The organism is Dialister succinatiphilus, from assembly GCF_928721695.1.
GTDB lineage: Bacteria > Bacillota > Negativicutes > Veillonellales > Dialisteraceae > Dialister > Dialister succinatiphilus.
Map to the genome: position 1 here is coordinate 2,248,100 of NZ_OV788641.1, position 13,470 is coordinate 2,261,569.

General features: G+C 50.6%; 10 protein-coding genes. All 10 read right to left on the bottom strand.

The features are described from left to right. Positions 1-459 precede the first annotated feature (459 nt). The 10 genes from rpmF to NW747_RS09525 all read right to left on the bottom strand — a co-directional run bounded on the left by rpmF (position 460) and on the right by NW747_RS09525 (position 13,450). Positions 460-645: a 50S ribosomal protein L32 gene (gene rpmF, locus NW747_RS09480; RefSeq protein ID WP_008858833.1), complete on the bottom strand. Its 186-nt coding sequence runs from the start codon at positions 643-645 to the stop codon at positions 460-462. Positions 646-840: 195 nt separating this feature from the next. Next, positions 841-2,706: an excinuclease ABC subunit UvrC gene (gene uvrC, locus NW747_RS09485; RefSeq protein ID WP_273187159.1), complete on the bottom strand. Its 1,866-nt coding sequence runs from the start codon at positions 2,704-2,706 to the stop codon at positions 841-843. Continuing rightward, positions 2,693-5,542 (bottom strand): excinuclease ABC subunit UvrA, encoded by a 2,850-nt coding sequence (gene uvrA, locus NW747_RS09490; RefSeq protein WP_273187161.1) that lies wholly within the window; start codon positions 5,540-5,542, stop codon positions 2,693-2,695. The genes uvrC and uvrA overlap by 14 nt, the downstream gene beginning before the upstream one ends. A gap of 185 nt (positions 5,543-5,727) precedes the next feature. After that, a complete protein-coding gene (uvrB, locus tag NW747_RS09495; protein ID WP_273187162.1) occupies positions 5,728-7,836 on the bottom strand; it encodes an excinuclease ABC subunit UvrB in 2,109 nt (702 codons plus the stop codon). A 297-nt stretch (positions 7,837-8,133) separates the two neighbouring features. After that, positions 8,134-8,868: a ribonuclease III gene (rnc, locus tag NW747_RS09500; RefSeq protein WP_273187163.1), complete on the bottom strand. Its 735-nt coding sequence runs from the start codon at positions 8,866-8,868 to the stop codon at positions 8,134-8,136. Next, positions 8,865-10,112, bottom strand: coding sequence for a beta-ketoacyl-ACP synthase II (gene fabF, locus NW747_RS09505; protein WP_008858828.1), 1,248 nt, complete (start codon positions 10,110-10,112; stop codon positions 8,865-8,867). Before fabF ends, rnc begins: the two co-directional genes overlap by 4 nt. 170 nt (positions 10,113-10,282) lie before the next feature. Then, positions 10,283-10,516, bottom strand: coding sequence for an acyl carrier protein (locus NW747_RS09510; RefSeq protein WP_008858827.1), 234 nt, complete (start codon positions 10,514-10,516; stop codon positions 10,283-10,285). 137 nt (positions 10,517-10,653) lie between these two features. Next, positions 10,654-11,397 carry a 3-oxoacyl-[acyl-carrier-protein] reductase gene (fabG, locus tag NW747_RS09515; RefSeq protein ID WP_273187164.1) on the bottom strand — a complete coding sequence of 248 codons (744 nt, stop codon included), beginning with the start codon at positions 11,395-11,397 and terminating at the stop codon, positions 10,654-10,656. A 3-nt stretch (positions 11,398-11,400) separates the two neighbouring features. Continuing rightward, a complete protein-coding gene (gene fabD / locus NW747_RS09520; protein ID WP_008858825.1) occupies positions 11,401-12,339 on the bottom strand; it encodes an ACP S-malonyltransferase in 939 nt (312 codons plus the stop codon). Between the two features lie 118 nt (positions 12,340-12,457). Then, positions 12,458-13,450 (bottom strand): beta-ketoacyl-ACP synthase III, encoded by a 993-nt coding sequence (locus NW747_RS09525; RefSeq protein WP_273187166.1) that lies wholly within the window; start codon positions 13,448-13,450, stop codon positions 12,458-12,460. Between the last annotated feature and the right edge of the window lie 20 nt (positions 13,451-13,470).

The following is a 13,470-nucleotide window of genomic DNA, read 5'->3' on the forward strand; positions in this document are numbered from 1 at the left end:
CTTTTTTATATTGCATCCATTCTTCCCGTCCGGCCTCTTCATATTCTCCTGTGAAACTATCCTTCCAAAAGCCAAAGCGAGCAGACTTCTGCATTGAACTTGCGATAATTATAGCATATTTTCAGTATAGATACCATGTGAAAAATAGATAAAAGGAAGGGCTGCCTTCCTCCATAATTGTCCCACCGCCTGCAGGGAAAGCTGGTATCTTCGGAACCAAAGGGACACAAAAAACTCACACTTGACAGGCCATTTGGATTCTAAGAGCTGCTGAAGCATCATACCAGCTGGTTTTGTCTCCTTCCACAGGAAGGAGACAGGCGAAGCGCTGAGGACAGATTCGAAAAGGGAAAAATAACGTCCTTACTGCCAACACTTCCGGCCCCCTTTCCCTCCATTTCTTCTCCCCTTTTCCAGACACTAAAAAAACGTTTCCCTCTGGAGGAAAACGTTTTTCTATTATTCTTCAACAGTCTTGCTGATGATCTGTTTGCCTTTGTAGTAACCGCATACAGGGCATACATGATGAGGTTTTTTCAGTGCATGGCACTGCGGGCATTCCACAAGACCCGGAACAGTCAGCTTCCAGTTAGCACGTCTCTTATCACGACGGGATCTGGAACTTTTTGTCTTCGGAACCGGCATTCTTAGCACCTCCTTACCTATCGGCCTGCCGCTTGATAGCTCCTGCTGTACGTTTTATACAGCGCCTTAAGCTGGTGGATAAAATTATCAACTTCATCATTATACGTGGAGAATCGGGCTTTGTCAAGGGTTGAGATGGAAAAGGTAAGCATCAAAGCAGGAACAGAAGGGCGGGAAGCCCTGCTGTGCCTCTCCCTATTCCCCTTCCACCTTTTGTCCTGTAAGGACCATCTGTTTTTCGTCTTTTCTCATATGAAAGAATCGGTATACCGCTTCTGCTGCCCTTTTGTTCATGCCGGGCACCTGGGACAGTTCTTCTATAGTGGCTTTACGCATTTCGTCAAGAGAGCGGAAGGCATGCCACAGGGCGTTTCTTCTGGTGGGACCGATGCCTTCGATGTGGTCCAGGATGGATTCGGTATTTCTCTTATTCGTCCATTTCCTGTGGTAGGTGATGACGAAGCGGTGGGCTTCGTCGCGAATGAACTGGAGGAGCTGGAGGGCCGGTTCGTGATGATCCAGAATGATGGGGTCTTCGGAACCTTCCACGTAGATTTCCTCGATTCTCTTGGCCAGGCCGATGACAGGGGCATCACAGCCGGCGTTTCTGATGGCGGGCAGGGCGGCATGAAGCTGTCCCAGGCCGCCATCCAGAACGATAAGGTCCGGTGTTGGCCAGTCTTTTTCGTTTCCATAGCGGCGGCTCATGACTTCTGCCATGGATTTGAAATCATCGGCATGGCCCTGGGTGGTCTGGAGTTTGAATTTCCTGTACTCCCTTTTCGCCGGGCGGCCATGTTCGAAGACTACCATGGAGCCTGTGGTTTCAGCGCCCTGGTTATGGGAAATATCGAAGCATTCCATCCGTTCCGGCAGCCTTGGCAGGTGGAGCAGATCCTTCAGTTTTTTCACCGCCCCCTGTTCCCGGGCGTCCTGGTATTCCCACTGCAGCTTTTTGTCGGAAAGATACTTGGCAGCGTTAGCCATGGCCATGTCCTTTAATCGCCGTTTAAAGCCGCGCTGAGGAAGAATAAGGGTCACTTCACTGCCTTTCAGTTTGGTCATCCAGGAAGCAATGAGTTCCTGTTCCGCCGGCAGAAGGGGCAGGATGATTTCCCTGGGGATGGATGTGGGATTGCCACCATAGAAATCACGAATAAAGGCAGTGATGATTTCTTCGTCCGTTTCGTTTTCACTTTCCGGTATGCTGAAGTTTTCCTTTCCCACCATACGGCCGTAGCGGATGTAAAAGACTTCCAGTCCTGCATGGCTGCCGTCCCGGGCATAGCCTACAACGTCGAAGTCTCCTTCGCTGGCCACTATATTCTGCCGCTGCTGCACCGACTCCACCGCCCTGATCTGGTCTCTGTATTTAGCGGCCAGCTCATAGTCCATGGCGTCGGAGGCAGCCATCATCTTCTGTTTCAGTTCCTTCACCAGTTCCGTACTTTTTCCTTCGAAAAGGTCGCACACTGTACGTACGTAGGAGTCGTAGTCTTCCCTGGAACAGAGATGGAAGCAGGGACCTGCGCAGAGATGAAGATGGTATTGGAGGCAGGGCCGGGAAACTTTCATGGAGCGGCAGTTTCGGATGGGATAATAGCGCCTCAGGAGGCTCAGGGTAGTGCGAAGGCTTCCCACATCGGTAAAGGGGCCGAAATAGCGGGCGCCGTCATCATGGCGGATATTTCTTGTCACAAAAATGCGGGGCCATTCTTCGTTGGTTGTGATTTTCACATAGGGATAGGACTTATCATCCCTGAGGGAAATATTGTATTTCGGATGGATTTCCTTGATGAGGTTGCATTCCAGAATCAGGGCTTCCATTTCCGTGGCAGTCATGGTAATGTCCAGATCTTCCGCATGGCGTATCATGGCCGCCACTTTCGGAGAGCGGTTCTTATCCTCTCTTACATAGGAGCGCACCCTGTTTTTCAGGTTCTTTGCCTTCCCTACATAAATCACCCGGCCATCTTTATCTTTCCAGCGGTAAACGCCGGGTGAATCCGGCAGGGCTTCTACCTTAGCCCGGATTTTATCGTTTACGTCAATCATTTTCATGGTCTTTCATCACTTCCCTGGTTCTTTCCATCACCGGAAGCAGGTATTGACCGGTGTAGGACCGTTTCACCCGGCAGATGTCCTCCGGTGTGCCGCAGGCCACCACTTCACCGCCCTTATCGCCGCCTTCGGGGCCCAGATCGATGATGTAGTCCGCTACTTTCACCACATCCAGGTTATGTTCGATGACCACCACCGTATTTCCCTGATCCACCAGCTTCTGCAGCACAATAAGCAGTTTCCTGATATCTTCGGTATGGAGACCTGTGGTAGGTTCATCCAGGATATAGAGGGTATCTCCTGTGCCTCTCCTCATCAGTTCCGTAGCCAGTTTCACACGCTGGGCCTCGCCGCCGGACATGGTGGTGGCAGGCTGTCCCAGATGGATGTAGCCCAGCCCCACTTCCTGCAGTGTTTCCAGTTTTCTCAAAATGCGGGGATGATTTTCAAAGAAAGGTACCGCTTCGTCCACCGTCATGTTCAGTACGTCGGAAATATTCTTTCCCTTATATCGGACTTCCAGGGTCTCCCTGTTGTACCGGGCGCCATGGCATACTTCGCAGGGCACGTATACATCAGAAAGAAACTGCATTTCAATTTTAATAATGCCATCGCCGTGGCAGGCCTCGCAGCGGCCGCCTTTGATGTTGAAGCTGAATCGTCCCGGCTTATATCCCCTCATTTTGGCTTCCGAAGTCTGGCTGAAAAGCTCCCGGATATCATTGAAAACACCGGTATAGGTGGCAGGATTAGATCTTGGCGTGCGGCCGATGGGCTGCTGGTCAATGTCGATAATCTTATCCACATATTCCGCCCCTTCCATGGTATCGTACTGTCCTTCGGCATAGGAGGTATGGTTCTTGATATTGGACAGGCCCTGATAAAGGATTTCATTCACCAGGGTACTCTTGCCGGAGCCAGACTCACCGGTAACCACAGTGAAAGCTCCCAAAGGGAAGGAAACATTAATGTGCTTCAGGTTATGCTCTGACGCACCCTTGATGGTAAGGAACAGGCCATTTCCTTTTCTTCTGTGTTCCGGCAGAGGAATATATTTTTCGCCCCGAAGGTAGGCGCCGGTAATGGATTTCTTTGATTTCTTAATATCCTCCGGCGTCCCTTCCGCCACCACATATCCGCCGTTTTCACCGGCACCGGGTCCGATGTCCACGACCCAGTCAGCAGAGCGGATGGTGTCTTCATCGTGTTCCACCACAATAAGTGTATTTCCCAGATCCCGCATTCCTTTCAGTGTGGCAAGAAGTTTGTCGTTGTCCCGCTGGTGGAGGCCGATGGAAGGTTCATCCAGAATATAAAGCACCCCCACCAGACCGGAACCGATCTGGGTGGCCAGACGGATGCGCTGGGCTTCACCGCCGGAAAGGGTAGACGCTCCCCTGGACAGGGTCAGGTATTCCAGGCCCACATTGGAAAGGAAGGTGAGACGGCTTTTCACTTCCCGAAGAATCTGGTCTGCTATGATTTTTTCCTTATCTGTCAGTTTCAGCTTTTCCAAAAAGGGCAGAAGCTCGGAAACGGGCATATCAGATATTTCTGCTATATTCTTACCGCCCACCCGGAAGGCCAGGCTTTCCGGCCGAAGCCGCGCTCCGTGGCATACGGGGCAGGGCTTTTCAATGAGGTAGTTAGACAGGGATTCCTTCATCTTTTCTGTCCAGGCCTCTTCATACCTTCTCTTCGTCATGGGTACAAGACCTTCAAACTGCCGCTGGTACGTCTTTGTTTCTCCATCCTGGTTGGTGTAGGAAAATGTGAGCATTTCTCTCCCACCGTACTTGAATTCCTCCTGTCCTTTGGGAGGAAGGTCATCAAAGCAGGCATCCATGGTGAGATCATAGGATTTCAAAAAGGCGTCCAGCTGCTTGTAAAGCCAGCTTTCCCTGTTGTAAGGAAAGGGGCGGATAGCCCCGAGGCGGAAGGTCTGCTTATGGTCCGGCAGGATTCGTTTGAAATCCGCTTCCAGGGAAGAACCCAGCCCCATGCAGGCAGGACATGCACCGAAGGGATTGTTGAAAGAAAAGATGCGGGGTTCCGGTTTAGGCAGAGAAATGCCGCAGTCCGGGCAGGCAAAGTGGGTGCTGAAGAGATAATCCTTCCCTCCCGGCACCGCTCCCACCATGAGGCCGTCTCCCAGCTTCAGCGCTTCTTCCACAGAGTCCGTGAGGCGGCGCACAATGCCATCCTTAATAATGATGCGGTCCACCACCACTTCAACGGTATGCTTCTTATTCTTCTCCAGTTCGATTTCATCGGAAAGAGAAAGCACCTGCCCGTCCACCCGGACGCGCACATACCCTTCCTTCCGAAGTTCTTCCAGAAGCTTCTTGTGGGTTCCCTTCTTCTGTACAGCCACGGGGCCCAGAATCATGAGCTTCGTCCTGTCTCCCAGAGCTGTGAGGGCATCTACAATCTGATCTACGGTCTGCCGCTGAATGGGTCTGCCGCAGTGAGGGCAGAAAGCCCGGCTGGCATGGGCAAAGAGCATGCGGAGATAATCATGGATTTCCGTCACTGTGCCCACAGTGGACCGGGGATTATGGCTGGTGGATTTCTGGTCAATGGAAATGGCCGGCGAAAGGCCGGATATCTTATCCACATCCGGCTTGTTCATCTGTCCTAAAAACTGGCGGGCATAGGCAGACAGAGACTCCACATACTTTCTCTGCCCTTCCGCATAAATCGTATCAAAGGCAAGGGAAGACTTTCCTGAGCCGGAAAGTCCGGTGAACACGATAAGTTTATTCCGAGGCAGGGTGAGGTCGATATTCTTCAGGTTATTCTGCCTGGCCCCGTGAATGATAATTCCTTTTTCCATTCTATTCCTTTCTATATGACATGAAAGAGAGCATGCCATGGGTTGAAGATAAATCTATAGATGCAGGTAATCCTGTTTTGAAAAGTCCTGTAAGGCAGCAGTGTTTGGGGATTCTTATACATGGAGATCTCTATGAATGACTGCTGCCCTGAAAGCATAAGCCCTGAATGATGAAAAGGCTTCTCTTATATTCTCTTTTTCATAGGCCTGTTGATTCTCTTTTTTCCGGCACTCACCCTTTTCAGGGCGGCGTCGGCCCGGGAACCGTAACGATCAGTCCACATCTGGCGCAGCTTGGCCAGCTGGTCCCGCCACATGGCAGCTTCTTCAAATTCCAGGGATTTGGCAGCCCGTTTCATATCCTTTTCCGTCTGCTGCATCTGCATATACAGCTCTTCGTCAGACATTTCTTCTTTTCCTGCCGGTTTCTTGCCATAGTCTCCCGTTTTTTCCTCAATCTTCGTAAGGTCAATAAGGTCTTTCACCCGTTTCTGCACTGTATGGGGCGTAATGTGGTGTTCCTTGTTGTAGGCTTCCTGAATCCTGCGGCGGCGGTTGGTTTCATCGATGGCATATTTCATGGATTTTGTCACCCTGTCGGCATACATGATGACATGACCGTGTTCATTTCTGGCGGCCCGGCCAATGACCTGGATCATGGATGTTTCAGAGCGGAGGAATCCTTCCTTATCCGCATCCAGAATGGCTACCAGTGATACTTCCGGCATATCAAGACCTTCGCGAAGAAGATTGATGCCCACCAGTACATCGAAGACGCCGGCCCGAAGGTCGCGAATAATTTCCGCCCTTTCAATGGTGGCCACATCGGAGTGGAGATACCGTACCTTCACCCCTGCTTCCGTGAGGAAATCAGTGAGGTCCTCTGCCATTTTCTTGGTAAGGGTTGTAATGAGCACCCTTTCATGGGCATCTTCACGTTTATGGATTTCTCCCAGCAGGTCATCCATCTGTCCTTCAATGGGACGCACTTCGATACTGGGGTCCAAAAGACCGGTAGGACGGATAATCTGCTCTGCCAGATTTGTCTGTACCCCCATTTCATAGGGTCCCGGCGTAGCGGATACGTAAATAATCTGGTTAATCCGCTCCGTGAATTCATCAAAAGTCAGAGGCCTGTTATCCAGGGCACTGGGCAGGCGGAAACCGTAATCTACCAGTGTGCGTTTTCTGGACTGGTCGCCGTTGTACATGGCCCGGAGCTGGGGCACTGTCACATGGGATTCATCAATCATAATCAGAAAATCATCGGGGAAATAGTCAAGAAGGGTGTAGGGCGGCTCTCCGGGCTTCCTGCTTGACATGTGGCGGGAATAGTTTTCGATGCCGGAGCAGTACCCGACTTCCTGCATCATTTCCAGGTCGTAGTTGGTCCGCTGTTCCAGCCGCTGGGCTTCCAGCAGTTTTCCCTGGTCCCGAAGCTCCTTCAGCCTGCCGTCCAATTCCTGTTCAATGGAACCGATGGCTTTTTTCAGCTTATCAGAACTGGTGACATAGTGGGACGCCGGGAAAATACCGATATGGTTCCGCTCCGCCACTGTTTCTCCCGTAAGCACATCGAATTCCGTAAGGGAATCCACTTCGTCCCCAAACATTTCAATCCGAACAGCCACATTATTTTCCGAAGCCGGAAATACATCAATCGTATCTCCCCGCACCCGGAAAGTGTCTCTGGTGAAATTCATATCATTCCGCATGTACTGCATATTCACCAGTTTTTCAATAATCTTGTCCCTATCGATTTCTTCTCCCGGACGGAGGGACAGGCCCATAGTACTGTAGTCTTCCGGATCCCCCAAACCATAGATGCAGGACACAGAGGCTACGATAATGACATCCTTCCGTTCAAAGAGGGCCATGGTGGCAGAATGACGCAGCCGGTCGATTTCTTCATTCCGGGAGGAATCCTTTTCTATATAAGTATCCGTCTGGGGTACATAGGATTCGGGCTGATAGTAATCGTAATAGCTGACGAAATAGTATACCGCGTTGTCCGGAAAGAAATCCTTGAACTCACTGGCTGTCTGTGCCGCCAGGGTTTTGTTTGGTGAAATGATCAGGGTCGGCCGCTGTACTTCTTCAATGACCTTGGCCATGGTAAAAGTTTTGCCCGTACCGGTGGCCCCCAGAAGGACCTGGGCCCACTGCCCCTCATTCAGTCCCTGTACCAGCGACTTCACCGCTTTCGGCTGGTCTCCAGTGGGCTGGAAAGGCGCCTTCAGCTTAAAAGGAATCATCGGTTCCATGTACTGTCTCTGAATCCTGCTTCTATCCATAAACTTCCTCTTTCATCTATTCCGGAAAAGCACCGATTCATTCACTGTCATGGAATCGGCGTTTCCCTTATAGGGTAAAGAAAAATGAAACTATTCAAAATGAACAGTTTCATAATCGATATATTTCTATTTTCAATTATAACATGACAGGCAAGAAATTTCGCCCCTTTTGACAGGTCTGGAACCTTGAAGATCGTTTCCTGTCCTATGGGCAGCACCTGTGTCATGCCGGGCAGAAGACTTTTCCCTCCATCACAAAAGCACCGCCCCATGAAGGTTCCGGTGCTTTTGCATTTCTTATATCTGTGCGCCTTTCTGCAGGCGGCTGATTGCTTCTCTGGCCGCTTTCTGGGCTGCTTCTTTTTTATTTTTCCCCATACCGGTGCCGAAGTCTTTACCGTTAATGGTAATCTTCATCCAGATGGTCTTGTCGTGATCCGGGCCTTCGTCACGGACTACTTCATAGTGAATATCTGCCTCTTTGTGCTTCTGCACCAGTTCCTGCAGGTCCGTTTTGTAATCATGGTCATAGTTTCCTTCATCGATGAGGTCCAGGTATTTCTTCAGATGGCCCAGGATGAAGCGGGCTGCCACTTCGTAGTTGTTATCCAGATAAATGGCACCGATGACTGCTTCGAAGGCATCGCCCAGGATGGAAACCCTGGTACGGCCGCCGGACATTTCCTCTCCCCTGCCCAGCCGCATGTAGTCGCCGATATGAAATTTGGCGGCGCATTCAGCGCAGGCCGGTTTGCACACGGCGCTGGCTTTGGCACGGGTCAGATTTCCTTCCGGCCAGGTAGGGAAACGAAGGAAGAGATATTCCCCTACCACCAGGTCCAGCACCGCATCTCCCAGAAATTCCAGTCTTTCATTGTCATGAATCACTTCTCCCTTATGCTCATTGGCATAGGAGGTGTGGGTGAGAGCTGTATTCAGAAGCTGGATGTTCTGCACGGGAATGTTGTTGTCTTCTGCGAATTTCCTTACTTCTTCAAGACGTTCTTTACGCCTTGTTTCTGCATGGCTCATTCTTCATAGCGCCTCATAACAACCACTGCGTTGTGTCCGCCGAAGCCGAAAGCATTGGACATGGTCACGTCCACCTTGACGTCTCTCGGTCCTTCCGGTACATAGTCCAGGTCGCATTCCGGATCCGGGGTCTTCAGGTTCAGTGTCTGGTGAACTTTATTATGTTCGATGGATAGAACGCAGACGATGGCTTCAATGGCACCGGCAGCCCCCAGAAGATGGCCGGTCATGGATTTGGTAGAGTTAATCACTACGTCGTAGGCATGTTTGCCAAGGACGTCTTTAATGGCCTTGGTCTCGTTTTTATCGTTCAGGCCGGTAGATGTGCCATGAGCATTGATGTAATCAATATCATCGGGAGAAATACCTGCATCATCAATGGCTTTCTTCATGCAGCGGGCTGCCAGTTCTCCGCCGGGACGGGGAGCGGTAATGTGATAAGCATCGCCGTTGGAGCCGTAACCGATGACTTCTGCATAAATATGGGCTCCTCTCTTCTTTGCGTGTTCCAGTTCTTCCAGAATGAGCACGCCGCTGCCTTCGCCAAGTACAAAGCCGTCTCTTCTTACATCAAAGGGGCAGGACGCTTCTTCCGGCGGGCATTCTCTGGAGGAAAGAGCTTTCATGGCAGCAAATCCTGCCATAGGGGTCTTGGCTACAGCAGCTTCAGTACCGCCGGCAAACATGACATCCGCATCACCATACTGGATCGTTCTGGTAGCACGGCCGATGGCATTATTTCCGGAAGCGCAGGCAGTCACATCAGCCAGTACCGGTCCCATAAGACCGAAGTTGATGGAAACCTGGCCGGCAGCCATATTGGCAATCATCATGGGAACAGCAAAGGGATTCACCTTGGCTGGTCCTCTGGTGTCAATGCGATGTACCGTCTCTTCCATGGTATTGATGCCGCCGATGCCGGTACCAATAATGGTACCTACGCGGTCAGGGTTTTCAACGCTCATGTCCAGTTTGGCATCTTCCACTGCCATTTTGGCAGCTGCCACTGCAAACTGCACATTCCGATCCATATGGCGGACTGCTTTTCTGTCTCCCACATATTTCACAGCATCAAAGTCCTTGACTTCGCCGGCAATGCGCACAGGGAATCCTTCCGGATCAAATTCTGTAATCGGGCCAATGCCGGATTTGCCGGCCATCAGCGCATTCCAGAATTCTTCTGTACCGATACCTACGGGAGAAACTACGCCCATACCTGTTATAACAACTCTTCTTTTTTCCATTAAGGAGCACCTCACAATAAAAAATTCCGAATATCTTCGTGAAAGGATAAGACCTCAAAAAAACGGATAACAACGGACCGGTAATCCGCTTTTTTGAGGCATTTTCCCCCATCATACTGGTTTGCCGGGGAAACAGCTTCCCCGGCCCCATTATGACTATAACTTTCTGATTACTGAATCTGGCTGTCGATGTAGTCTACAGCGTTCTTTACAGTTTTAATCTTTTCAGCAGCATCATCCGGAATTTCAATGTCGAATTCTTCTTCAAATGCCATGATCAGTTCAACGATATCGAGGGAATCAGCGCCCAGGTCGTCAATGAAAGTAGAATCGATGGTTACATCAGCTTCGTTTACACCCAGCTGGTCAACAACGATTTTCTTTACTCTGTCAAAAGTGCTCATTATAATTTCACCACCTTTCATTGAGAAATGTACCTTTCTGATTATATTACAACCACAGGAGCTTGTCACCTGTTTTCCGTAATAAACTGCTTATTTAACAGGATTTCTTCCAACCGGTGGCAATTCCCCAAGTCAGATTACATTACAAGACCGCCGTCTACCACCAGTACCTGGCCGGTGATGTAGGACGCATCATCGGAAGCCAGGAAGCACACAGCCCTGGCAATGTCCTCGGGCTGGCCCATCCGTCCCATGGGGATGGATGCAATCATGCCTTCCCTGATTTTTTCAGGAATGCCATCGGTCATAGCTGTTTCAATAAAGCCAGGAGCCACTGCATTGACACGGATATTACGAGCGGCCATTTCTTTGGCGCAGGCTTTGGTGAGACCAATCACCCCTGCCTTGGCTGCCGCGTAGTTGGCCTGGCCGATATTGCCCATAATGCCTACTACAGAAGAAATATTAATGATGGAGCCTTTTCTCTTCCTCATCATTATGGCAGCAGCTGCCTTGGTGGTGAGAAAATCACTCTTCAGATCCGTGGAAATCACGTCATCCCAGTTGGATTCCTTCATACGTATAAGAAGGGCATCCCTGTTAATGCCTGCATTGTTTACCAGTACATCCAAGCCGCCGAACTCATCTTTTACGGTTTTGAAAATGCGGTCCACATCTTCACTTTTAGACACATCTCCCTGTACAGTGAACGCTTTGCCGCCGGCATCTTCGATTTCTTTCTTTACCGCTTCGGCCGCATCATGGCTTCCCGCATAGTTCAGGGCCACTGCAAAACCTTTAGATGCCAGAGCCAGGGCGATAGCCCGGCCAATACCTCTGGACGCACCGGTGACCAGTGCTGTTTTTTCAATGTTTTCCATGGATTATTCTCCCTTCAGAGCTTTGACCACTTCTTCAACTGTTGCTGTATCTTCTGCATGAACAGAAGGAATCTTGCGGTCAATCTTTCTCATAAATCCGGAAAGAACAGTGCCCGGGCCGGCTTCGACCGTGTAGTCCACGCCGCCGGCAATCATATGACGAATGGATTCTTCCCAGTGTACCGGATGTGCAGCCTGGTCCACCAGGTTCTGCCGGATTTCATCGGCCTTTGTTTCTTCTTTGGCATTTACATTGGCCACCACCGGAATCTTCGTATCATGGATTTCAATGGTGTCAAGGACTTCCTTCAGTCTGGCAGCTGCCGGTTCCATGAGGGTGGAATGGAATGGAGCACTCACATGAAGCATGATCGCACGGCGGGCACCTGCTGCCTTCAGAGCTTCGCAGGCTTTTTCAACTCCTTTTGTGGCACCGGCAATCACCACCTGTCCAGGGCAGTTGAAATTCACTGCCTGCACAGGCGCATCATCGGTGGAAACAGACTGGCATACTTCCACAATCTTATCAGGAGTCAGTCCGATGATAGCAGCCATCCCCCCTTCTCCCAGGGGCACTGCTTCCTGCATGAAACGGCCGCGGAGATGTACCGTCTTTACAGCGTCTGCAAAGGAAATGGCGCCGGCCGCTACCAGAGCGGAATATTCACCAAGGCTGTGGCCTGCAGCAACAGCTGGTTCCACGCCTTTTTCCTTCAGCACCTGCCATACTGCTACGCTGGCAGTCAAAATAGCAGGCTGGGTAAATTCTGTCTTCATCAGTTCGGAATCCGGACCTTCAAACATCATTTTGGAAATGGAGAATCCCAGCGTATCATCTGCTTCTTCTACCAGATGCTTTACGGAATCAAAATTTTCGTAAAGATCGTGAACCATGCCTACCTTCTGGGAACCCTGTCCCGGAAAAAGAAATGCTGTTTTCATCGTATCACCTCATGGCGTAATAGTAATATATGGTAATAGTATGAGCTCTTTAAAATAAACCTAGGGAAAAGGGCTTTTCCTGTTTCCTCAGTCTCGGGGAAACGGAATGCCTTAGCCTTTACATCCACCGCATCACATCGCAGCCCCAGGTGAGTCCGGCACCGAAGCCGGTAAGAACCACGATATCACCGTGTTTCACCTTGCCTGCCCGCACGGCTTCATCCAGAGCAATGCCTACGGAAGCGGCAGAAGTATTGCCGAAACGATCCACGTTTACCCACATATGGTCTGCCGGCACCTGGAGCCGCTTGGCAATGGCCTGAATAATGCGGTTGTTTGCCTGGTGGGCAATGAACATATCAATATCGTCCTTTTCTACTCCCGCCTTTTCCAGCGTTTTCAAGGTAGTGGCGCCCATATGACGAACAGCTGCCTTGAATACCTCCGGTCCTTCCATATGAATATAAATACGGCCGGAATCGATGGCACGGTGAGTTACCGGTTCTGCCACGCCGCTGGCAGGGATATCAAGAATCTTGCCCAGACTGCCGTCAGAACCAAGGTCCGATGCCAGAAGACCATAGCCTTCTTCCGTTTCCCCGATAACTGCTGCTCCTGCACCATCACCAAAAAGGATACAGGTGGAACGGTCATGCCAGTTTACCAGACGGGACAGAATTTCTGCGCCGATCACAAGGATATGTTTGTACATGCCTGCCTTCACCATGTTGGATGCTACAGCCACGGCATAGATATAGCCGGAGCAGCCGGCGGAAATATCCATGGCACCGGCATGGGTGCAGCCCAGCTTATCCTGTACCAGGCAGGCCGTAGAAGGCACTACATAATCAGGAGATGCCGTAGCCACCAGAATGAAATCAATATCATCCGCCGTGACACCGGCCGCTTCCATGGCCTGCTTTGCCGCATGAACACAGAGGTCCGATGTATTTTCCGACTGGGCTGCAATATGCCTTGTTTCTATGCCGGTTCTCGTACGGATCCATTCATCTGATGTATCCACCATTTTTTCCAGATCTGCATTTGTCAGTATCTTCTCCGGCGCATAGTGACCGGTGCCCAAAATACCGGCAAAACGTGTATTTTCCATAATCAAAATTCCTTCCCTAA